The sequence below is a fragment of the Pseudomonas mandelii genome (assembly GCF_002251635.1).
GTDB classification, from domain to species: domain Bacteria; phylum Pseudomonadota; class Gammaproteobacteria; order Pseudomonadales; family Pseudomonadaceae; genus Aquipseudomonas; species Aquipseudomonas mandelii_B.
The window spans coordinates 15890-39186 of record NZ_NMOJ01000061.1; the positions used below are offsets into that span (position 1 = coordinate 15890).

The window sequence follows — 23297 nt, forward strand, 5'->3', positions numbered from 1 at the left end:
GACAGTATTGCGCTCTTTTAATCGATCAATGTTTAGGCACGTCACTCACGAATGATTCTTCGCAAATATCATTATTCGGCCCGCACAATTGACCACTGGGCATCGTTCTATTGATAATCACAAACTCAGACTTCGACTCACCTTGTCCGCCGTTGCTCTTTCTCAAAAAATATCGGCAAAGTGCTGATCCGCGATCAACCATCGGCGCAACTAACCTTTCATAGTCTGTCACCGATATATCAAAACCATTGCGTGCCTGCTCAAGACTGAGTGTTGTTTCAAATGACTCAGTGACCCCCGGGATGGGGGATGTGCCATTGGGGCCGTAACACCCTTGCCAATGAAGCTCGACAATATCGTCTTTGTCGAACGCGTCGTTACCCTCGATATGCACCCGCACCTGCTCCCACAATCGAGGTCTGGCACAGCAATCAAGCAGGCCTTTTAGCCCGCCATCAGGGAACGTCGGCTCCGGCAAATTCCTGATGATGATGATTGCCACGTTTACCGGAGTCGCTCGGGCCAACTGCACGTTTACCTGGTTGTCGGTGGTGTACCACACCGGTAACGCCGGATTTTCCATGTCTTGCTCGATAGCCGTCCAAGGAATACTGAACTCAATATTTTGCCCGGCGCTGTCGCCATCCTTGACCTCGTATTCAGCGACTGGCGTGCTGATGGCGCCCCAGTACAGGAAGATCTTTTCTCCAGGCTGTGGATTGTCGTACAAGCGCAAGTACCCGTCGGCGGGCTGACCATGATCTATCGTCTGCAGCGTGTTCAGTTGTTTCGAAACAGCGCCATAGATCTCCAGATTCGCCAGCGTGAGGTTCAACATCGCGGGAGCGTCAGCGTGATCCGGACCGGCGACCGTCAAATTGACCGGCACCTGCGTTTCTGGAGCAGGCGGCGTCGGTGTCCCGCCACGACTGATGCGGTAGTCAACACGCGCATCCATCGGCCCGAGCCCGTCAGCCGTCAGTGTCGACCACGGTACAGTTTGGCTGAGCGGAAATTGGGTTGGGTCAACGTCCAGGGGGGCGAGAGCATGACTATTCCACCGGATCAGAACCTTGTCGGAGGCGTCCGGATTGTCATAGGCATCGATTTCGACGGTGACCGCTTTCTGATCGACCGCCCCTTCGCGAGCGTGTTCGCGGTCGATCAACCCCCGCACCGACAATGGCACCCGAGCTGGATCGAGATTGCCAGGGGCCGGCGTCAAGTCGACAAAAACCGGTAACAGGGTCGAGCGTGGCCCACGGTTGCCGGCCCAATCACGTAGCCGGTAATAAAAGTAGCGTTGACCGTGCCCACGACCACGAATATCCGCCGCGTACACGGTAATGATGAGACGACGCTGGTCAATGTCCTGTTGACTGAACTCCTGCTCACGAATGCCAGATTCGGTATCCAGAGGATTGGGGTTGTCCGTCAAATAATAGATTGCGCGATCCCGGGCCTTTAAATCGACATAGAGCGGGACTTGTAATCTGACCTCTCCAAATCGTGTGAGGTAGTCATCGGTGATATCGCCGGGAACATCCAGCATCACCAGCGGCTTTGGCTCCTGACCATCATCCGGCGGCACTCTATCGACCGTGACGCGCTTGGAGAAGGACAGTTCTGCGTTCCCGCCGTAACTGAGTTGGTACGACAGGGAATAAATACCGTGATCCAGCTTGTCCCGAGGGACTTTCAAGGTCTTCTCCCCTGGGTCGGTGAACTCCTCCCTGTACACTTCGGTGAACGAACTGCCTTCCTTTACCCAACTGATAGAGATGATGTAGGGAAACGGATCGACGAGTGCCGTTCTCCAGTTCGGAACGATGACGACCAGGTCATCACTCACTGCACTTCTCGGCAACAGCCCCTCCGGACTCTCTTCGCCGTTCTCGTCCTTGAGGATGGCAGGCACCCTCGGTTGTTCCAGGGTTGGATCCGTTGGATCAGCCCGGTTTTGAGAAATCGGCATTGCTGACTTCCTCTCAAGACTTTGTCGACGTTCTCTCACGCTCAGTACGTATTCAGCGTGTCAGGTATTTGTTGCTCTGAAGTGATTTAACGGCACTGCGTACAGACTGGCTACTGTCAGAAATAACAGGTTTTGCTAGTTGGCATTAGCTATCAGATATGTCGGCCCAAAACTGCTGGGTTCGGACAATCTTTTCATGTTAAACGGCGATGTTTAAAAGACATCTCCTGACACTGACCAAGGCTACACAACCTTGCGCCGTTGCCTACGACTACGCCAGAATCCGCCGGCTTGTGTGCCTTGCCCCCTCGCTCTATCGTTTCCGTGTCGTTGCAAATGCAGCGATCGGGTTTAGCAGCTCGGTAAATATCAAGGCACGCAATGTCCCCTTTTTATTGCAGGCTGATGTCTGCAGTTTCGATATGGTGGCTGTGCGCGGGAGACCCTCGGGTCTGCCGGGTCTTATACCTCTCGGTTCGCTAACCTGCGTACAGCCGCCACCCTTACTTGTTTAGCGACAGGTACCGGTGGTTCCAACANNGATNAANGGAGTTTCACCATGTTCAAAATCACACCCAACCCACCCGAAACCGACGACGTTTCCCCCTACGAAACCCCCGATTCAAAAAAACTCAACGAAGCCGCCGACCGCGCCCTCGATTACTACCTCAAACCGGTCGTTCCCAAAGACACTCCGCGTAAACCGAGCACGATTTACTCAATCGACCCCGATACCAACGACGAGACCCTGCTGGTCAACGCCTGCGAAACCCTGGCGTCGGCGAGTGTGATGCTGAGTAATTTCGCGGGATTGATGGAGGGGTCGCATCGCAACACGGTGTTGGGGATTCAGCAGGTGGTGATGCTGGGTGAGTTGGCGGTGAACCGGATGCTGGATAATTTCGTTCCGCAGGGTTAGCAAAAATTCTGGGGCGAACACTTTCCTGTGGCGAGGGAGCGTGCTCCCGCTCGGCTGTGCAGCAGTCGTAGAACCAGCGAAACGCTGTTTATCAGACACAATCGCGGTGAATGGTTTTGGGGCTGCTTCGCAACCCAGCGGGAGCAAGCCCCCTCGCCACAACAGCTCTTCAGGCTGCGAGTTTTGTGGGGGACTTTCGGGCCTCTTCGCGAGCAAGCCCGCTCCTACAGTTGACCTGGGTTGTTCGCCTGTTTTGTGTTCACTGAAGATCAAAGTGTCGGAGCGGGCTTACTTGCGAAAGCGATCTCACAGACAACAAAAATCCCGCCATTCCTTACACAGGAATGGCGGGTTTTGTCGTTTCAGAGGTCAGCCTTCAGATCACACGGTGTCCACCTTCAACGAATGGTCATTCAACATGCCATTGATGATCGTCGCTGTGTCATGCCCACCCGCCACCACCCCGCCCGCTCCCGGCGTGACGCCGTAGTGGCTGGCCAGGTTGACGCCGGCCAGGTCGATGGTCTGGTTCGGTGCCGCGCCGGCCATGGCGCTGACGTCGATGCTGGTCAGGACCGAGGCGCCGCTGCCGATGACTTTGAAGTGCAGGTAGTCATCCAGCGATGCCGCGGTGCCGTTTTCGCCTTGCAGCAGTTGCGACAAATCGAGTTTGTCGGTGCCTGGTGTGAAGTCGGTGACCACGTCATGGCCGCTGTTGCCTTTGAGCCACTGGAAGGTGTCAGCCCCTGCCCCGCCAGTGAGGGTGTTGTTGCCCAGACCGCCAATCAGGAAGTCGTCACCGCCGCCACCCTTGAGGATGTCGTCGCCCAAGCCACCGTTGATAACGTTGCTGAAGTTATCGCCCGTGAGCGAGTCGTTGAAGTTGGAGCCGGTGAGGTTTTCGATGGCGGTCAGGGTGTCGGTGCCGGCGCCTCCGGTGTTTTGCGCGGAGGCCAGGCTCAGGTCGACCGTGACCCCGGCGGTGGCGTGGGCATAGCTCACGGTGTCGGTGCCAGTGCCGCCGTCGAGCATGTCGTTGCCGGTGCCGCTGAACAGCAAGTCATTGCCGGCGCCGCCGTGCAGCTCATTGTTGCCGGAGCCGGCGGTGAGCACGTCGTTGCCGTCGCCGGCATTGAGGACGTTGTCGCCGGCGCCCGCCACCAACACATCGTCGCCAGCCGTGCCGGTGAGAGTGTGGCCGTCCTGATAGCTGATGGTCACGCCCGCGCTGTCGCTGCCGCCGTGGTTGTCATTGGCGGTGTAAGTGCCGTGGGCATCCGGGGCGATGTCGTGGCCCCCGGCGTAGTTGAGGGTCATGGTCAGCTGATAGTTTTCCGCGTTGTTCACGCCGCTGCCGCTGGTGTTGGTGATGTTGGTAACGTGGATCTGGTAGGTCCCGTCCGCCGCCGCGGTGAGGGTTTGCCCGTCCGCGAGTGTGATCCACGCGCCGCCATTGAGCGAGTACTCCATGGCGATGTGACCGCCTGCCAGGTTGTGGTCCAGGTTAAGGGTTTCGCCCTGTTTGAGGTTGACGGTAATCCGGTCCTCATCGTTGGCGTTGCCGGTGGTTACCCCGCCCAGATAACCACTGATCACCAGCACGGCCGTCATGGTGGCCGCGTTCGCCGAAAAGGCGTTGCGCACATTCGCCAGGACCTGGTTAGCGGTGTTGTTGCCGGTCGAGGCGAAGCTGATCGCGCCAGTGCCGGTGAAGTCGGCGCCTTTTGAAATCCAGCCGGTGTTGAAGTTGGTGGGTGAAGCCGTCAGCGGATCGCCATCGGCATCGGTGTCGTTGGCCAGCAGCAATTCACCCGGCACCACGATGTTGCCCGAGAGCACGTTGGTGATGATGTGGTCATCGGCCGCCACCGGTGCCGCGTTCGGAATGACTTTGACCGTCAGCGTGGAGCTGGCCAGGTCGCCGTCGTTGTCGCTGGCGGTGAAGCCGATGTTTTCGGTGATCACCACCGCCGTGGTTTTTTGCGAGGTGTAGGTGTACTCGCCGGTGTCGAGGTTCACCACCAACGTGCCGCCATTGTTGGTGGCGATGCTGATGCTGTTGTTCACCGTGTTGAACGTGCCGTGGTTGGCGCCGCCACTGAAGTTCAACGAACCCTGATTGCTGTTGCCTTTAGGGTCGTAGGTATACGTCGTGCCGTCGACCACGAGGGTTTTGATGAAGCCGCCATCGGCGCCGAACGTGCCGCCTTCCAGCAAGGTGCCCGTGACCGGCGCGCCGACCACCGTGCCCGACAGCACCGAGTTGAGTTGGTTGAGATCGGTCACCACCACCGCGTTGGTGTTGGTGTGCGTGCTGCCGTCATAGGCCAGCGGATCGAGGTTGGCGTTGCTCACGCCGCTGCCCAGGCCGATCGCGTAATTCTTGATGCTGTTGGCGTCGAGGAAGGCTTTGAGCGCGGTTTCGTCTGCGGTGCCGATGTCGCCTTCGTTGGGTTTGCCGTCGGAGAAGAAGTAACCGATGTTCTGCGCCCCGGTCAGTTTGCCCGAGGTGTTGAACGCGGTTTGCATCGTCGCGACAGCCGCGTCGTAGTTGGTGCCACCGCCGGCAGTCAGGCCGGAGATGATCGACTTGGCGGTCGCGACATCCACCCAGATCGATGTCTTGTCAGTGGCGTTGCTGCTGAAGGTGACGATCTGCACTTTCACATCGCCCAGGTCGTCGTATTTGTCGAGCAAGGCACTGATCGCCTGCTTGGCCAGCGCCAACCGCGACAGCCCGGGTACGCCGGACGCATCGGCCATACTGCCGGAGACGTCGATCACCAACAGCAGGTTGGAATCGATCTCGACCGCGGCGACCGAACGATCGGCGGCGACCGCCTTGGGTACGTCATCGACGATGTTCACCACGATGGTGCTGGTGGTGCTGTTACCCGAGGCATCCGTGGCTTTGTAGGTGAAGCTTTCGCTCAGGGTGTTCGGGCCGTCGTTGGCGTTCGGCGAAGTTTTCGGCGCCGAGGTCAGGGTGTAGGTGTAGGTGCCGTTGGGGTTGAGCAGCATTTGCCCATAGGTCCCGGTGGCACTGCCGACCAGGGTGTAGGTGATGGCGCCACTGCCGCCGGTCACGGAACCGACCAGCGTCCCGGTGGACGTTTCCCCGGTGTTGCCCGGGTCGCTGCCGGTGACGGTGCCGGCGGCCAGGTCCGGACCATCCTGGTTCAGGTCGAGGGCTTTTTCGTAGACCGTGACGTCTTGATCGACCACGGCTTTGAGGCCGCTGTCGGTAACGTTGATGGTGATGGTGGTGGTGCTTTCATCGCCATCGGAATCGCGGATGGTGTAGGTGAACGTATCGGTGGCGCCCGCGACGCCGACCGAGTTCGGGTTGCTGTGGTACACGGCGTTGCCCGCCGCATCCAGGGTCAGGTAACCGTAGGTGCCGTTGATGTTGGTGCCCACGCCACCGACGGCAGAGGTGGCGGTGTTGCTGCCGGCCCGCACGCCGATCACTGCCCCGCCGGCCGCCGCTCCGTCGGCACCGGGTACGTCGTTGCCAAGTACGCTGATGTTGACCGTAGCGCCTTCGATCGCACTGGCGGTGTTCGGCGCAGCGGTGGGCAAATCATCGACGATGTTGACGTTGATCTGACCTGTCGCGGTGCTGCCGTCGGTGTCCGTCGCCACCACGGTGAAGTTCTCGGTGAGGCTGTTGGCGCCGTTGGCGGTTGGATGGGTTTCGTTGTCCGCCAGGGTGTAGCTGTAACTGACCACGCCAGTGGCAGGGTTGTAACCGGTGATGGTCAGCGTGCTGCCGAGCGGTGTGACCACCGATTGCGGGAAGCCTGCCGCCACGCCACCGGTGACCAGCGCAATGCCGCCCACGGTGAGGGTTTGCAGACCGTCCAGCGCGGTCACGGTGAAGGTGCCGCTCTGGGTCAGGGCCGGGGTATTGGGGTTGGTGCCGTCGCTGAGGTTTTTCTCGTAGACGGTAAGTTCACCACCGTACACATCGAGGCCGTTGAGCGTGACCGGGTCGTTGTTGTTCTGGATGTTCAGCACCAGGTTGGCAGTGCTGGTATCGCCGTCGGCATCGGTGAGGGTGTAGGCGAAGGTTTCGGTGCCTGTGCCGCCGCCGTGCAGGTTTTTGAAGTCGGCGTCGTTGGCGTTCAGCGTGTAGGTGTATGTGCCATTGGCGTTGAGTACCAAGGTGCCGTAAGTGCCGGTGAAAGTGCCTGGGGTCACAGGCCCGGCGTTCGGCCCGGTGGCAACATGGTCTGCGCCCTGGACGTCGTTGGTCAGGACGTTGCCGTTGAGGGTCAGAGCGGTTTCCGACGCCTTGGCGGCGTTGCTGTCGTCGAAGGCTTTTGGCACGTCATCGACGATCTTCACCACGATGGTGCTGGTGGTGCTGTTACCCAGCGAATCGGTGGCTTGATAGGTGAAGCTTTCAGTCAGCGAATTCGCGCCGTCGTTGGCATGCGGCGTTGTGGTCGCAGGCGACGTCAGGGTGTAGGTGTACGTGCCGTTGGGGTTGAGCTGGATCTGGCCATAGTTACCCGTGGCGCTGCCCACCAGCGTGTAGGTGATTGCGCCAGTCGCACCAGTGACCGAGCCGACCAGCGTGCCTTTGGCGGTTTCGCCGGTGCTGGTTGGATCGCTGCCGATGACCGTGCCGGCCGCCAGGTCTTGCCCGTCCTTGGTCAGGTCCAGGGCTTTTTCATAGACCGTCACGTCGGTATCGCGGGACGCGACGATGCAGCTGTTGGACACGTCGATGGTGATGGTGGTGGTGCTTTCATCACCGTCGGCATCGCGCACGGTATAGGTGAACACGTCGGTCGCGCCCGGGCCGTTCACCGCATTCGGATTGCTGTGGTAGGTCGCGTTGCCGTTGGCATCCAGCGTCAGGTAACCGTAGGTGCCGTTGATATTCGTGCCCAGGCCACCGATGGCCGAGGTCGAGGTGTCCGCGCCTGCGCGCACGCCAATCACTGCACCGCTGAGCGCCGGGCCGTCGGCACCGCCGATGTCGTTATCCAGCACGTTGCCCGAGACAGTCGCGCCCTCGCCCACCGAGGCGTGATCAGGGTTGGCGGTGGGCAGGTCGTCAACGATGTTGACGTTGATCTGGCCCGACGCGGTGCTGCCGTCGGTGTCCGTCGCCACGACATTGAAGTTCTCGGTGATGCTGTTGGCACCGTTGGCGGTCGGGTGGGTTTCGTTATCGGCCAAGGTGTAGCTGTAGCTGATCACGCCAGTGGCCGGGTTGTAGCCGGTGATGGTCAGCGTGCTGCCCAATGGGGTGACGATCGATTGCGGGAAGCCTGCGGCCACGCCACCGGTCACCACGTTGATCCCGCCCACGGTCAGGGTTTGCAGGCCATCGAGGGCGGTCACGGTGAAGGTGCCGCTCTGGGTCAGGGCCGGCGCGTTCGGGCTGGTGCCGTCGCTGAGGTTTTTCTCGTAGACGGTGAGTTCGCCGCCGTAAACGTCGAGGCCGTTGAGGGTCACCGGGTCGTCGTTGTTGTGGATGTTCAGTACAAGGTTCGCGGTGCTGGTGTCGCCGTCGGCATCGGTGATGACGTAGGTGAAGGTTTCAGTGCCGCTGCCATTGCCGTGCAGGGCTTTGAAATCCGCATCGCTGGTGTTGAGGGTGTAGGTGTACGTGCCGTTGGCGTTCAGCACCAACGTGCCGTAAGTCCCGACGAAGGTGCCCGGGGTGATCGGGCCGGCGTTCTCACCGATGGTCACGCGGTCAGCGCCTTGCACGTCGTTGGTCAGGACGTTGCCGTTGAGGGTCAGCAAGGTTTCCGAAGCAGTGCCGGCGTTGCTGTCATTCACGGCCTGTGGCAGGTCGTCGACGATGTTGACGTCGAGATTGCCGTTGGCGGTGGTGCCGTTGTCATCGACCACGGTGACGGCGAACTGCTCGGAGATTCCGTTGGCACCGTTGGCGGTCGGATGCGCTTCGTTATCGGCCAGGGTGTAGCTGTAACTGACCACGCCGGTGGTGCTGTCGAACCCGGTGATGGTCAGCGTGCTGCCGAGCGGCGTGACGATGGATTGCGGGAAGCCCGCGGAGACGCCGCCGACCACCACGTTGATGCCACCGACGCTGAGGGTTTGCACGCCGTCGAGGGCAGTGATGGTGAAGGTGCCGCTTTGGGTCAACGCTGGCGCGTCGGGGCTGCTGCCATCGCTGAGGTTTTTCTCGTAGACGGTGAGTTCGCCGCCGTTGACGTTGAGGCCATCGATGGTCACTGGATCATCGTTATTGTGGATTTGCAGCACCAGGTTGGCGGTGCTGGTATCGCCGTCGGCATCGGTCAGGGTGTAGGTGAAATTCTCGGTGCCATCGCCACCGCCGTGCAGCGCCTTGAAGTCGGCGTCGCTGGTGTTCAGCGTGTAGGTGTAAGTGCCGTTGGGATTGAGCACCAAGGTGCCGTATGTCCCGGTGAAGGTGCCGCCGATGATCGGCCCGCTGTTGGGGCCGGTGGGAATGCGGTCAGCGCCTTGCGAGTCGTTGGGCAGCACGCTGCCGGTCAGGGTCAGCAGGGTTTCCGAGGCGGTACTGGCGTTGGTGTCATCGACCGCTTTGGGCACGTCGTCGGTGATGTTGACGTCCAGCGTGCCGGTGGCAGTATCGCCATTGGAATCATTAGCGACGACGGTGAACTGTTCGCTGAGGTTGTTAGCCCCCTCGCCGGCCGAATGGGTGTCGTTGCCGACCAGGGTGTAGCTGTAACTGACCACGCCGGTGGCCGGGTTGTAACCGGTGATCGTCAGGGTGTTGCCCAGTTGTGTGGTGATCGACTGCGGGAAGCCGACAGCCACCCCGCCCGTGATCACATTGATCCCGCCGATGCTCAGGCTGGTCAGCCCGTCGGGCGCAGACACGGTGAAGGTGCCGTTCTGGATCAGCGCACCCGGATTGCTGGCAGAACCGTCGGCGAGGTTGGCTTCGTTGAGGGTCAGTTCGCCCCCCGCCACCGACAGGCCCGCGAGGGTCACCGGATTGTTGGGGACGTCAGGAACGATGGGGGCCGCGATTGCATTGTCGCCGTTGTCCAGATCACCGGCCAAGCGTTCCAGCGGAAATTCGGGAATGCCGTTGAAGCCTGCGGTGGGGAAGCCAATGGTGGGATCGACCCGCCCGCCCACTTCTTCGAGCATGACGAAACTGTGGCCGCCGCCCGCCGCTCCACCGGGTGCACCGGTCGATGTAGGGCCGGCCGCCGTGGCTTCAGCCGTTTGAGTCGGGTCATCGCCGGCAGCGATGGCTTTTTGCAGTTGCTCGACATCGGTCAGTTGCGCCTGAGTCGGCGTCACCGCTTCAGCGGTATCCACATGGGGCGCCTGATGCGCCAGTAGCTGGGAGGTCATTTGCAGGCTGCTACCCCGCCCGAGGGTCAGTTCCTGGCCATTTTGCAAATGCACGGCCACCGCGCCTTCGGCCCCGGTGATCAACTGGTCGCCGGCGAACAATCGATCGCCCTCGACCAGCGCACGTCGTGTGCCGCCGCTCGTTTCCGCGAACACCTGACCAATGACTTTACTGACGATACCGATGAGCGTTGCCATGTGCATTTCCTCCGCTGCCAACCGCTGTCGGCACCCTGTTTGTGCGAAGAACGTGCTCATGGTTGAAGCAGGTTGCCTGGCGGATCGCCTGCGAGGTGCGTTTACCCAAGTAAGCCGCTGCCCCGGCGATAGTCTCGCCAAGCGTGTCGCTCGTGGGCAATGTGTCCGTTTTTTGAAAAACCCCAATTTAATCAACAACCTTGGGGGTCCAATCGCAGCCAAATTGCCTTAAGTGCGATGCGTAACGATTTTGAACCTGTAGAGCGACAAAAAACTGTCGCCTCAAAACCGTATCGCTTCCCTCCCCTCCAGCACTTCTCCGCCCTATGTCGATAAGTGGATGGAACTTTCCTTGAACCCTCGAATGCTCCCTAGAGCTCGTGAATCAAGGGCTTTCAGAGTGAACAATGTGCTGGATTTTGCAGAGCGCATAAGTTTTTTTTGGAATAACCCCTATGAAAAAAATTTCTTAGCTACGCTCTAGAATGTTCTTAGCTACGTTGTTACAAGCATGAAACGGTTTTGCCTATAAATGTCGTCAAATAATTGGCGACTGATAAAGAACCATCAGGAATCAGGGAGATGTACCCATGCGCGTTTTAACCCCCCTTTGCAGCGCAATTCTGCTGGCCATGGCCTGCACATCCCAGGCCCAAGCCATATCGTTGACCGAGGCGATCCAGAGCACCATCGCAACCCACCCGGAACTGGCCTCGCGCGTAGATTCGCGCCTGTCCGCGGATGAGCAAGTCAAAGTCGCGAAGGGGGGCTTTTATCCATCAGTTGATCTGAACGCCGCCTACGGGCGCGGGTACAGCGATAACACCAACACCCGGGCGTTCGGCAATCACGACACCAGAATCCTCACCTACACCCAATCGGAGCTGCGCCTGCGGCAGATGCTGTTCGACGGTTTCAACACCGCGAATGAAGTCGAACGCACCAAAGGAGTCGTAAACTCCCGAGCCTATTACGCTCAAGGCACCGCACAGGATTTGGCATTGCGCACCATCGAGGTCTACCTCGAAGTGCTCAAGCGCCGCGAACTGGTGACCCTGGCCACGAACAACCTGCAGGCTCACTTGCGGGTCAACGACCAGATCGGCCTGCGCACCCAGCGTGGCGTCGGCAGCAACGCCGACTCCGATCAGTCCAGCGCTCGCCGGGCACTGGCGCAAAACAACCTCGACACCGCCGAAGTCGATCTGGCCGATGCCGAGTCGAATTTCGCCGCCGTTGTGGGACGCCTGCCGGATGAACTCGAAGCCCCGCCGTCGATCCGCGGCGAACTGCCCGCCACGCTGCCGGAAGCTCAGCAGAGCATGGTGGAAAACAACCCGTACCTGAAATCCGCCCAGGCTGACGTGCAATCGGCCGAGAGCCAGTACGAAGTCGCCAAGTCGCCGTTCTATCCACGTTTCGATGCCGAAGCCGCGGTGGGCGCGAACAATAATGTGCAAGGCGATGAAGGCCACGATAACGAATGGCGCGTGGGCGTGGTGATGAACTACAACCTGTTCCGCGGCGGCAGCGACAAGGCTCGCCTTGCTTCCGATGCGCACCAGATCAACCAGGCGATGGACATCCGCAACAACGCCCTGCGCCAACTCAACGAGAACATCCACCTGGCCTGGAACGCCATGGTCAATGCCAAGAAACAGACCCCGACTGCGCGCGAATACGCCGATACCAGCCGGCGCGTGCGCCTGGCGTATCAGGACCAGTTCGGCCTCGGCCAACGCACTCTGCTCGACTTGCTCGACAGTGAAAACGAGCTCTACAACGCCAACCGTCGCTACACCGAAGTGCGCTACACCGAGGAATACTCGATGTACCGCGTGCTGGCGAACATGGGCGAGTTGCTGAGCAAGCAACGGGTGGTATTGCCCGCCGATGCGATCGCCTCCACCGAAGTGAAAAACGAAGCCCGTTTGCCTGAACTGAAGTAGGCCTGTGGAGAGATCAATTTGACCAGCATGGAACCCGGCAACACCGGTGTCGATCCGCGCCTGAGCTTCGATGACCCGCTACTGGACGGTCTGTTGATCCTCTGCAAACTCCACGGCGCGACAGTCAGTCGCGCCAGCCTGAGCGCCGGGCTACCGCTCAACAAACAACGTCTGAGCCTGGACCTGCTGCCTCGTGCAGCAGCGCGGGCCAGCTTGCAGGCGCGGGTGCTGCGCCGCGAACTGGCGGACATTTCCGCGCTCAACCTGCCTGTGATGCTGATCCTCAACAACGGCCGCACCGCCATCCTGCGACGTTTTGGCGATGACGGCCGGTTGCTGATCCTGCCCAGCGAAGCGGACGGCGGCGAACAATGGGTCAGCCGTGAAGAACTGGCCGAAAATTACAGTGGCCAGGCCTTGTTCGCCCGGCCACGCCATGAACTCGAAGACTTGCGCTCGCCGCTGGTGCCGCGCGTGGAGGCGTGGTTCCGCGACACTTTGAAGCTGTCGAAATGGCTGTACAGCGATGCGATTCTGGCGAGTTTCCTGATCAACCTTTTGGGGTTGATGGTGCCGCTGTTCGTGATGCAAACCTACGACCGCGTGGTGCCGAACCAGGCCACGTCGACCTTGTGGGTGTTGTCGATCGGCTTGCTGATCGGCACCGGTTTCGAACTGGTGCTGCGGGTAGTGCGCGCGCACTTGCTGGACACCGCCGGGAAGAAAACCGACGTAATTCTTTCCGCGACCTTGTTCGAACGCATCACCGGCATGGCGATGAAAGCGCGGCCGGCGACCATTGGCGGTTTCGCCCAGAGCATCCATGACTTCCAGGGCCTGCGCGAATTCCTCACCGCCGTCACGCTGACCAGCCTGATCGACCTGCCCTTTGCCGTGCTGATGCTGGTGGTGATCGGCCTGCTCGGCGGCTGGCTGGTGGTGATTCCATTGCTCGCCTTTCCGATTACGATCATTTTCGCGATGGTGATTCAGGTCCGCCTGCGCGATACCGTGCAGAAAAGCCTGAGCCTCGGCGCCGAACGCCAGGCCTTGCTGATCGAAACCCTCGGTGGCCTGGAAACCCTGAAAGCGTGCAGCGCCGAAAGCGAACGCCAGCACAAATGGGAAAGCACCCACGGCGCCCTCACCCGCCTCGACAGCCATGCGCGCAACCTCTCGGCACTGGCGACCAACGGCACGCTGTTCATCCAGCAATTCTCCGGCATGGCGACCATCGTCGCCGGGGTCTACAGCATCATCGCCGGCAACCTCAGCGTCGGTGCGCTGGTGGCGACCTACATGCTCGGCAGCCGTGTGCTCGCGCCACTGGGGCAGATCGCCGGTTTGATCACGCGCTACCAACAAGCGCAACTGACGATGAAAAGCACCGATGCGCTGATGTCCTTGCCGCAAGAGCGCGACGCCAACCAGCGGCCGCTGGAGCGCACGCAGTTGCAAGGCGCGATGGATGTCAGCGGCGTGACCTTCCACTACAACGGCCAGAACGCCCCGGCCCTGTCCAATGTCAGCTTCAGCGTCAAACCCGGCGAACGGATTGGCATCATCGGTCGCAGCGGCTCGGGCAAAAGCACCCTGGCGCGATTGGTGATGGGGTTCTATGCACCGGAAGAAGGCCAGTTACTGCTCGATGGCCTGGACTTGCGGCAACTCGATGTCGCCGACCTGCGCCAGCAAATCGGTTACGTCGCCCATGACCTGCCGCTGCTGGCCGGCAGCCTGCGCGACAACTTGACCCTGGGTGCGCGTTACATCAGCGATTCACGGATGCTCGAAGTCGCCGAACTGACCGGTGTCACCGAGCTGGCGCGCCAGCATCCGCAAGGTTTTGACCGGCCCGTGGGCGAACGCGGGCAGTTGCTGTCCGGCGGTCAGCGTCAGGCGGTGCTGCTGGCCCGGGCCTTGTTGCTGGATCCGCCGATCATGCTGCTCGACGAACCCACCAGCGCCATGGACAACAGCAGCGAAGATGTTTTGCGGCAGAAACTCCACGGCTGGGTTCAGGGCAAGACCTTGCTGCTGGTGACTCACCGCACCTCGATGCTCAGCCTGGTGGATCGGCTGTTGGTGCTGGATAACGGGCGGATCGTTGCCGACGGTCCGAAAGAAGCGGTCATCGATGCACTGCGCAAGGGCCGTGTCGGCTCTGCGGCTGTCTAGGAGCTACTCATGGCCCGTTCATCATCCGACACGCCACAAGACCGGGGCTACTTCGGCAGCTTCGGCAAAACCGCCGAGAGCGAATTCATGCCGGAAACCGCCGGCGCTTCGCTGCAGGATTCTCCGCGCTGGTCGCGAATCACCGTGTGGCTGGCCGCAGCCTTGCTGATTACCGCGCTGGTCTGGGCCAAGTTTGCGGTGCTGCAAGAAGTCACCATGGGCGAAGGCAAGGCGATCCCGTCGAGCAAGGTCCAGGTGATCCAGAACCTTGAGGGCGGCATCGTCACCGAGATCTTCGTGCGCGAAGGGCAAATGGTGAACAAGGGCGACACCTTGCTGCGCCTCGATGACACTCGATTCCTGTCAAATAAGGGCGAAAGCGAAGCGGATCGTTACGCGTTGACCGCACAGGTCGAACGCCTGTCGGCCGAAGCCGAAGGCCGGCCGTTCAAGCTGTCGCCGGAGGTGATCGCCAAGGCGCCGCAAGTGGCCGAGGATGAGCGCTCGCTGTATGAACAACGCCAACGTCGACTGGCCAGTGAGCAACGGACGCTGAGTGAACAACTGCGGCAGAAAACCCAGGAACTGGCGGAATTTCGCTCCAAGCAGGGGCAGTTCAGTTCGAGCCTGGCCTTGCTGCAACAAGAGATGAACATGTCAGCGCCACTGGTGGGCACCGGGGCGGTTTCACCGGTGGAAATCCTGCGGCTCAAACGCAGCGCCGTGGAGATTCGCGGCTCGTTGAACGCCACGACGCTGGCGATTCCCCGGGCGGAATCGGCGATCAATGAGATCAAAAGCAAGATTGATGAATCGGAACAATCCTTCCGCTCGGACGCGGCGAAAGAGCTGAATGAAAAACGCACCGACCTGTCGAAAATCACAGCGTCGAGCATCGCCATCGATGATCGCGTGACCCGCACCACGGTGGTGTCGCCGGTGCACGGGATTATCAAAGTGCTGAAGGTCAATACCATCGGCGGCGTGGTCCAACCGGGCAGCGACATGGTGGAAATCGTCCCCATTGAAGACAACCTGCTGATCGAAGCCAAGGTGCGGCCGCAGGACGTGGCGTTTCTACATCCGGGGCAGAAAGCGATGGTCAAGTTCAGTGCTTACGACTACACGATTTATGGCGGACTGACTGCCAAGCTGGAGTTGATTGGTGCGGACACGATTACCGATGACAAGGGCAACAGCTTTTATCTGATTCAGGTGAGGACCGACAAGAATCACTTGGGCGGGGATGTGAAGCCGTTGCTGATTATTCCGGGGATGGTGGCGACGGTGGACATCATTACCGGGGAGAAAAGTGTGCTGGATTACCTTTTGAAACCGGTGTTGAAAGCGCGGACCGAGGCGATGCGGGAAAGGTAGTCTCTTGCCGGAATTGTTGGTGTTTTTGCTGTCGTCTTCGCGGACAAGCCCGCTCCCACAGTGTTCGTGGTGTTCACATCTTTTGTGTACAACACAAATCCTGTGGGAGCGGGCTTGCCCGCGAAGAGGCCCTCACAAACACCGCCTATTTCGGCCCATGATTGCGCTGAAAAACCTCTTCCCCCATCGCCGCAATCTGCCCCTCGATCAACGCCTCGAACGGTTTTAACAAGGGTTCAAAAGAGGCCGGCGCTTCCAGCGTCTGCAACGCCTGAACAATCGCCTCCACCGTCGACAACGCCCCTGGCCCCGGTGCCTTGCGCAGCCGATAGCGCGAAACGCCACCCTCGGCCAACGTCACCCTCGGCAACGCCGCCAGCAACGGATTGAGGTGCAACATCTTGCGCGCCTTGCGCCAGGTGCCGTCCGGGACGACCAGCAGCAGCGGCTCTTCATTCGTGGTGTACGCCTGCAACGGCTGCGCTTCGTCGGCCGGAAACAACAACCGCGCCTGATACCCCGGCGGGTTCAGCAGCGCCGCTAGATCCTCGAATACTTCCCCCACAATCAACTCGGCATTCTTCAAGCCCAACGCCGCTAAACGCGCGGTGTTCAGCGCATGATTCACTTCGCTCGGATGCTGCAACAGCAACACNCGGGTGCGGCTGTCGAGGCTGGGGATCAGCGGGCACAGGCAATGGGTGATGGGCCTGAGGCACCGGGAACACTGGGGTCTGGACATGATTTTCAGGCCTGGTTGAGCTGGGCTTTGAGTAGGTCGCGGAAGGTCTGGATCAGCGGCTCGCGGCTGCGGCCACGACGCACGATCATCGAAAACGGCGCCTGATAACCAAACGTCGCCGGCAGCAGGACGCGCAAGTCGCCCTTGTCCGCCCAAGCCTGGGCGTAGTGCTCCGGCAGGTAGCCGATATAGGCGCCGGACAGCACCAGAATCAACTGCGCCTCCATACTTTCCACCGTCGCCGCGCTGTGTTTGAAGCCGTGACGCGCCAGTTCGGCCTGGCTCCAGTAGCCACGACCGACCATGCGTTGCTGGGTAATCACTTGTTCGGGGATACGCCGTTCGTTGAATAACGGGTGTCGCGTGCTGCAATACAGCCAATGCTGCTCGCGGTACAGCGGCATGTAGATCAACCCACTCATGCGGGTGGAAAACGCACCGATGGCCAGGTCGAGACGGTTGTCCTGNACGCCGAGCTGCAATTCGTAGGGGCTCATCACCGACAAATGCAGGTGCACGGCCGGGTGTTCCAGGCTGTAGGCGCCAATGNCTTCGGCGAACGGCAAGGCCTTGTCGCTGACGGTGGAGTCGATCACCCCAAGGTTGAGGGTGCCGCGCAGTTCGCCCTTCAACGCCGCCGCGTATTGTTCGAAGCCTTCGAGCTCGCCGAGCAGACGCAAGGTTTCCTGATGGAACAGCTCGCCCTTGCTGGTGAGGCTGAAACCGCCGCGACCGCGATGGCACAACACCAGCCCGAGGGCGGATTCGAGCTGGCTCATGTAGGTGCTGATGGCCGAGGTCGAGAGGTTGAGCTCTTGCTGGGCATTGGCGAACCCCTGATGACGGACCACGCTGACGAAGATGCGTAACAGTTTCAGGTCGGGTAAAGCGTTGGCCATGGGGGCTCTCCGTCTGTCGCTTTTGTGGCTAGGGAGCTTGCTCCCGCTGGGCTGCGAAGCGGCCCCAAAATCATTCACCTCGTTGTGTCAGACGGACCGCATGAGGGATTTTACGACTGCTGCGCAGCCGAGCGGGAGCAAGCTCCCTCGCCACTGGGGCTCTGTACACGCCGACAAGTCTATCTGTGCGCTCCGCATTAGTTTAGAAAAATCTGAACTAAGTATTTGCCCGTAGCGATTCTTCCCGGTCACTACATTTCGCAGAATCGGCCCCCAACGGTGCCCGAACCTCCCCGGAGCGGCGCAACCGACATAAATAAAACAACGACGATGAGGCCTTACCCGTGGACAAGATTCTTCACCAACCACTGGGCGGCAATGAAATGCCGCGCTTCGCCGGCATCGCCACCATGATGCGACTTCCCCACCTGCAAACGGCCAAAGGCCTGGACGCCGCCTTTGTCGGCGTGCCGCTGGACATCGGCACCTCGCTGCGCGCCGGCACCCGCTTCGGGCCGCGTGAGATCCGTGCCGAATCGGTGATGATCCGCCCCTACAACATGGCCACCGGCGCCGCGCCGTTCGACTCGTTGTCGGTTGCGGACATTGGCGACGTGGCGATCAACACCTTTAACCTGCTCGACGCCGTGCGCATCATCGAGGAAGCCTACGATGAGATTCTTGAGCACAACGTGATCCCGATGACCCTGGGCGGCGACCACACCATCACCCTGCCGATCCTGCGGGCGATCCACAAGAAACACGGCAAGGTCGGGCTGGTGCACATCGATGCCCACGCCGACGTCAACGACCATATGTTCGGCGAGAAANTNGCCCACGGCACCACCTTCCGTCGCGCGGCTGAAGAAGGCCTGATCGACTGCGATCGCGTGGTGCAAATCGGCTTGCGCGCTCAGGGTTACACCTCCGAAGACTTCAACTGGAGCCGCAAACAGGGCTTTCGCGTGGTCCAGGCTGAAGAATGCTGGCACCACTCTCTCGCGCCGCTGATGGCCGAAGTGCGTGAAAAAGTCGGCGGCGGCCCGGTGTACCTGAGCTTCGACATCGACGGCATCGACCCGGCCTGGGCGCCCGGCACCGGCACCCCGGAAATCGGCGGGCTGACCACCATCCAGGCGATCGAAATCATCCGTGGCTGCCAGGGCCTCGACCTGATTGGTTGCGATCTGGTAGAAGTTTCGCCGCCCTACGACACCACCGGCAACACCTCGCTGCTGGCCGCCAACTTGCTGTACGAAATGCTCTGCGTACTGCCGGGCGTGGCCCACCGCTGAGGATCGGTCATGAACGAACGTGATCAGGTGTTGAACGCCGCCGCCGATCTGGTGACGGCGTTTGCCCGTAACGATCGCGAAGCCTACTTCGGCGCGTTCAGCGCCGACGCCAGCTTCGTCTTCTACACCCTCGAACAGCCCTTGCTGTCGCGCGATGCCTATCAGGCGTTGTGGGACACCTGGCGCGCCGAGGATGGCTTCGAGGTGCTTGCGTGCACCTCGAGCAACGCTTTCGTCAGCCTGCAGGGTAACGTGGCGGTATTTATTCATGACGTGGCCACCGAGCTGCGCATGAACGGGGAGCAACACTTCAGCCAGGAGCGCGAGACGATTGTGTTTCGCCGACAACAACAAGGCCTATGGCTGGCCTGCCACGAACATTTGTCCGCGATGCCGGAAGGGCTGCCACCCCCTTAGCCAAACAGGTGACGCTCACACACGATGAGCGCGCCTTTATGATCGGAGCTGATCATGAATAACAACAACAAAGACCAAAGCCTTACGCACATTGAAACCTACGGGGTCGAACAGATCCCGGACAACGAACGCACCGCAGGCCCGACGGATCTGTTCCGACTGATCTTCGGCGGTGCCAACACCTTTGCCACCGCCGTGCTGGGTAGTTTCCCGGTACTGTTCGGCCTGTCTTTTCAGGCCGGCGTCTGGGCAATTGTGCTGGGCGTGCTGCTGGGCTCGCTGATCCTCGCGCCAATGGGCCTGTTCGGGCCGATCAACGGCACCAATAACGCGGTGTCTTCCGGTGCGCACTTTGGTGTGCACGGGCGAATTGTAGGCTCGTTTCTGTCGCTGCTGACGGCGATTGCCTTCTTCTCACTGTCGGTGTGGAGTTCGGGCGATGCGCTGGTCGGTGGTGCGAAACGTCTGATCGGCCTGCCGGAAACCGACCTGACCCTGGGCCTGGCTTACGGCGTGTTCGCCATGCTCGTACTGACCGTGTGCATCTACGGCTTTCGCTTCATGCTGTGGGTTAACCGCATTGCGGTATGGGCGGCGAGCCTGCTGTTCCTGCTGGGCATCTTCGCCTTCGCCGGGCCTTTCGATGTGAACTACGCCGGCACCGTGAGCATGGGTCAACCGGGTTTCTGGGCAGCCTTCATTGGCGCTGCGCTGGTAGCGATGAGCAACCCGATTTCCTTCGGCGCGTTCCTCGGTGACTGGTCGCGTTACATCCCGCGTGACACCTCCAAGCGCCGGATCATGGCCGCCGTGGTGATCTCGCAGATCGCCACCTTGATCCCGTTCCTGTTCGGCCTCGCCACCGCGACCATCGTGGCCATCAAGGCGCCGGACTACATCGCGGCCAACAACTACGTCGGCGGGCTGCTGGCCGTCGCGCCTACCTGGTTCTTCCTGCCGGTGTGCCTGATTGCGGTAATCGGCGGCATGTCCACCGGCACCACGTCGCTGTATGGCACGGGGCTGGACATGTCCAGCGTGTTCCCGCGCCTGCTGTCACGGGTCAAGGCCACGTTGCTGATCGGGGTGATGTCGATTGCCTTCATCTTCATCGGACGTTTCGCCGCCAACCTGGTGCAAAGCGTGTCGACCTTTGCCGTGCTGATCATCACCTGCACCACACCGTGGATGGTGATGATGATCATCGGCCTGATCGTACGCCGAGGCTTTTACTGCCCGGATGACCTGCAGGTGTTTACTCGCGGTGAAACCGGCGGCCGCTACTGGTTCAGCCATGGCTGGAACTGGCGCGGGCTGGGCGCCTGGATCCCGAGCGCACNGGTCGGTCTGTGCTTTGTCAACCTGCCGGGGCAGTTTGTCGGCCCGCTGGGCGAACTGGCGGGCGGTATCGACATCAGCCTGCCGGTGACCCTCGGCCTGGCGTCGCTGGTGTATCTGACGCTGCTGAGTCTGTTCCCGGAACCGGCTGCGGTGTTCGGGCCGAATGATGCACGCAGCAAGGGCACGGATTCGCTCGGTAAACCGGCGATGCGACAAGCCGCCTGATCAAACGCATTACCTGTGGTCAACGCATTACCTGTGGGGACGGTTTGTCCACAGGGATTGATTTTTCGCCTCACCATAAAAAAGACAAGGTGTTTCCCCTGAAGAAACGCGGTTGCAGGATAGCCGCCTGATCAAACGCATTACCTGTGGTCAACGCATTACCTGTGGGGACGGTTTGTCCACAGGGATTGATTTTTCGCCTCACCATAAAAAAGACAATCGGAGACACGCCATCATGGCTTTGGATTTATTCGTCGTACTCATCTACGCCGCCGGCATGCTCGTGCTCGGCTATTACGGCATGCGCCGCGCCAAGACCCACGAAGACTACCTGGTAGCCGGTCGCAACCTGGGCCCGTCGCTGTACATGGGCACCATGGCCGCCACCGTGCTGGGCGGTGCATCCACCGTCGGCACTGTGCGCCTGGGTTATGTGCACGGCATCTCCGGTTTCTGGCTTTGCGCCGCACTGGGTTGCGGGATCGTGGCGCTGAACCTGTTCCTCGCCAAACCGCTGCTGAAACTGAAGATCTACACCGTTACCCAGGTGCTGGAAAAACGCTACAACCCCATGGCCCGCCAAGCGAGTGCGGTGATCATGCTGGCCTACGCGCTGATGATAGGCGTGACCTCGATCCTGGCCATCGGCACCGTGCTGCAAGTGCTGTTCGGCCTGCCGTTCTGGCTGTCGGTGCTGTTGGGCGGTGGCGTGGTGGTGGTGTATTCGACNATCGGCGGCATGTGGTCGCTGACCCTGACCGACATTGTGCAGTTCGTGATCAAGACCGTCGGGCTGATGTTTATCCTGCTGCCGATCTGCCTGTACCGCGTCGGCGGCTGGGACCAACTGGTGGCCAAGTTGCCCGCGTCGAATTTCAGCTTCACCGAAATCGGCTGGGACACGATCATCACCTACTTCATGATCTACTTTTTCGGCATCCTGATCGGCCAGGACATCTGGCAGCGGGTATTCACTGCCCGTGACGAAAAGGTCGCCCAGTACGCAGGNACGTTCGCCGGTTTCTACTGCATNCTTTACGGACTGGCCTGCGCCCTGATCGGCATGGCGGCGCATGTACTGCTGCCGAACCTGGACAACGTCAACAATGCCTTCGCCGCCATCGTCAAAGCCTCGTTGCCGGATGGNATTCGCGGCCTGGTGATCGCCGCTGCCCTGGCGGCCATGATGTCCACCGCCAGCGCCGGCCTGCTCGCCGCCGCCACCACCCTGACCGAAGACCTGCTGCCGAAACTGCGTGGCGGTAAACAGTCGAGCCTGGGTATCAACCGCCTGTTCACCCTGCTGACCGGCATCGTGGTTCTTGGCATCGCGCTGGTAGTCAATGACGTAATCAGCGCCCTGACCCTGGCCTACAACCTGCTGGTGGGCGGTATGTTGGTCCCGCTGATCGGTGCAATCTTCTGGAAACGCGCAACCACCGCCGGCGCCATCGCCAGCATGGGTATGGGTTTTGCCACCGCGCTGCTGTTCATGATCAAGGACGGTATGGACGCCAACACTCCGATCTACTACAGCCTCGGCGTGGGTCTGGTGAGCTTCGTGCTGGTCAGCTTGCTGTCCCCTCGTCCGGCAACGGTGGCCAGCGCCGCCTAAGCTGAACATAACGACTTGATGCTTTCTTCGACGGGTGTGGCGTCGGTTGCCACACCCGTTTTTTTTCGTCTGGAGAAAACCTTTGATGAAGATTGTTTCTCGCGATCAGTGGTTCGAGGTCAAACAGCTCAGTGACGGCATTCGGCTGATTCACGAGCCTTACATCCGGCCTTTCTATCGCTGCAACCTCTGGCACATTCAGGGCCGCGACAAGGACTTGCTGCTGGACAGCGGTTCCGGGCTGGTGAGCCTGCGTGAACAGTTGCCGTGGATCACCGAACGGCCGTTGGTGGCGGTCGCCAGTCATTGCCATTTCGACCACATTGCCGGGCATCACGAATTTCCGGAACGGCTGGTGCATCCGGCCGAGGCCGACATCCTGGCGGCACCCGACGGCGAAAACGATTTGAGCCGGGCGTTTGTCGGTGACGAGATGTTCGAGGCGCACCCGGACTGCCCATTGTGCTACGCCGAATATCGAGTCAAAGCCGCACCGGCCACGGGGATGATTGAAGAAGGCGATGTGCTGGATCTGGGCAATCGCGTGCTGCAGGTGCTGCACACGCCGGGGCATTCACCGGGTGGCATCAGCCTGTACGAGGCGGCAACCGAGACGCTGTTCAGCGGCGACATTATCTACGACGGCCCGCTGATCGCAGACGCCTACCATTCCAATCTCGACGACTACGCTCGCAGCCTGCAGCGTTTGCGCGGGTTGCCGATCCGCACGGTGCACGGCGGGCATTTCGGCAGTTTTTCCGGGGAGCATTTGCGCACGATGATTGACGAGTGGCAGCGCTCACACGCCTGAAGCCTGCTGTAC

The 23297-nt window shown here is 60.6% G+C and carries 13 protein-coding genes; 9 read left to right on the forward strand and 4 right to left on the reverse strand.

All coding sequences use genetic code 11. The annotated features are described in order from the left end of the window. Positions 1-25: 25 nt before the first annotated feature. Complete coding sequence (locus tag B7L09_RS09215) at positions 26-1975, reverse strand: hypothetical protein (protein WP_010461992.1); 1950 nt, start codon at positions 1973-1975, stop codon at positions 26-28. Positions 1976-2534: 559 nt separating this feature from the next. Between B7L09_RS09215 and B7L09_RS09220 the strand changes: the two genes are divergently transcribed. After that, positions 2535-2894 carry a DUF6124 family protein gene (locus tag B7L09_RS09220; protein ID WP_094468562.1) on the forward strand — a complete coding sequence of 120 codons (360 nt, stop codon included), beginning with the start codon at positions 2535-2537 and terminating at the stop codon, positions 2892-2894. A 381-nt stretch (positions 2895-3275) separates the two neighbouring features. Here the strand turns inward: B7L09_RS09220 and B7L09_RS09225 are convergent, their stop codons facing one another. Then, positions 3276-10436 (reverse strand): retention module-containing protein, encoded by a 7161-nt coding sequence (locus B7L09_RS09225; protein WP_094468563.1) that lies wholly within the window; start codon positions 10434-10436, stop codon positions 3276-3278. Between the two features lie 590 nt (positions 10437-11026). Between B7L09_RS09225 and B7L09_RS09230 the strand changes: the two genes are divergently transcribed. Genes B7L09_RS09230 through B7L09_RS09240 form a run of 3 tightly spaced genes read left to right on the forward strand, consistent with a single transcriptional unit; the run spans position 11027 to position 15940 of the window. Next, positions 11027-12385 (forward strand): TolC family outer membrane protein, encoded by a 1359-nt coding sequence (locus tag B7L09_RS09230; RefSeq protein WP_094468564.1) that lies wholly within the window; start codon positions 11027-11029, stop codon positions 12383-12385. 18 nt (positions 12386-12403) lie between these two features. Further along, positions 12404-14563, forward strand: a complete 2160-nt coding sequence (locus B7L09_RS09235) for a type I secretion system permease/ATPase (RefSeq protein WP_094468565.1) — start codon at positions 12404-12406, stop codon at positions 14561-14563. 9 nt (positions 14564-14572) lie between these two features. Further along, a complete protein-coding gene (locus B7L09_RS09240) occupies positions 14573-15940 on the forward strand; it encodes an HlyD family type I secretion periplasmic adaptor subunit (protein ID WP_094468566.1) in 1368 nt (455 codons plus the stop codon). Between the two features lie 145 nt (positions 15941-16085). On the opposite strand, the gene B7L09_RS09245 is transcribed toward B7L09_RS09240, so the two are convergent. Next, positions 16086-16682, reverse strand: a complete 597-nt coding sequence (locus tag B7L09_RS09245) for a tRNA-uridine aminocarboxypropyltransferase (protein ID WP_094468567.1) — start codon at positions 16680-16682, stop codon at positions 16086-16088. A gap of 5 nt (positions 16683-16687) precedes the next feature. Continuing rightward, positions 16688-17581: a LysR family transcriptional regulator gene (locus B7L09_RS09250; RefSeq protein WP_094468568.1), complete on the reverse strand. Its 894-nt coding sequence runs from the start codon at positions 17579-17581 to the stop codon at positions 16688-16690. 344 nt (positions 17582-17925) lie between these two features. Between B7L09_RS09250 and speB the strand changes: the two genes are divergently transcribed. The 5 genes from speB (at position 17926) to B7L09_RS09275 (ending at position 23285) form a co-directional block, all read left to right on the forward strand. Beyond that, positions 17926-18876: an agmatinase gene (gene speB, locus B7L09_RS09255; RefSeq protein WP_094468569.1), complete on the forward strand. Its 951-nt coding sequence runs from the start codon at positions 17926-17928 to the stop codon at positions 18874-18876. A gap of 9 nt (positions 18877-18885) precedes the next feature. Then, the gene (locus B7L09_RS09260) at positions 18886-19293 is read left to right on the forward strand and encodes a YybH family protein (RefSeq protein ID WP_094468570.1); all 408 of its coding nucleotides are present in this window, start codon (positions 18886-18888) and stop codon (positions 19291-19293) included. 54 nt (positions 19294-19347) lie between these two features. Continuing rightward, a complete protein-coding gene (locus B7L09_RS09265; protein WP_094468571.1) occupies positions 19348-20859 on the forward strand; it encodes a purine-cytosine permease family protein in 1512 nt (503 codons plus the stop codon). A 235-nt stretch (positions 20860-21094) separates the two neighbouring features. Further along, positions 21095-22474 (forward strand): sodium:solute symporter family protein, encoded by a 1380-nt coding sequence (locus tag B7L09_RS09270; protein ID WP_094468572.1) that lies wholly within the window; start codon positions 21095-21097, stop codon positions 22472-22474. 85 nt (positions 22475-22559) lie between these two features. Next, complete coding sequence (locus B7L09_RS09275; protein ID WP_094468573.1) at positions 22560-23285, forward strand: MBL fold metallo-hydrolase; 726 nt, start codon at positions 22560-22562, stop codon at positions 23283-23285. Positions 23286-23297 lie beyond the last annotated feature (12 nt).

Excerpts from the sequence above, each read along its gene's own strand:
- B7L09_RS09230 (WP_094468564.1), top strand. The coding sequence starts at position 11,027 with ATGCGCGTTTTAACCCCCCTTTGCAGCGCAATTCTGCTGGCCATGGCC.
- B7L09_RS09260 (WP_094468570.1), top strand. The coding sequence starts at position 18,886 with ATGAACGAACGTGATCAGGTGTTGAACGCCGCCGCCGATCTGGTGACG.
- B7L09_RS09225 (WP_094468563.1), bottom strand. The coding sequence starts at position 10,436 with ATGGCAACGCTCATCGGTATCGTCAGTAAAGTCATTGGTCAGGTGTTC.
- B7L09_RS09240 (WP_094468566.1), top strand. The coding sequence starts at position 14,573 with ATGGCCCGTTCATCATCCGACACGCCACAAGACCGGGGCTACTTCGGC.
- B7L09_RS09220 (WP_094468562.1), top strand. The coding sequence starts at position 2,535 with ATGTTCAAAATCACACCCAACCCACCCGAAACCGACGACGTTTCCCCC.
- B7L09_RS09215 (WP_010461992.1), bottom strand. The coding sequence starts at position 1,975 with ATGCCGATTTCTCAAAACCGGGCTGATCCAACGGATCCAACCCTGGAA.
- B7L09_RS09275 (WP_094468573.1), top strand. The coding sequence starts at position 22,560 with ATGAAGATTGTTTCTCGCGATCAGTGGTTCGAGGTCAAACAGCTCAGT.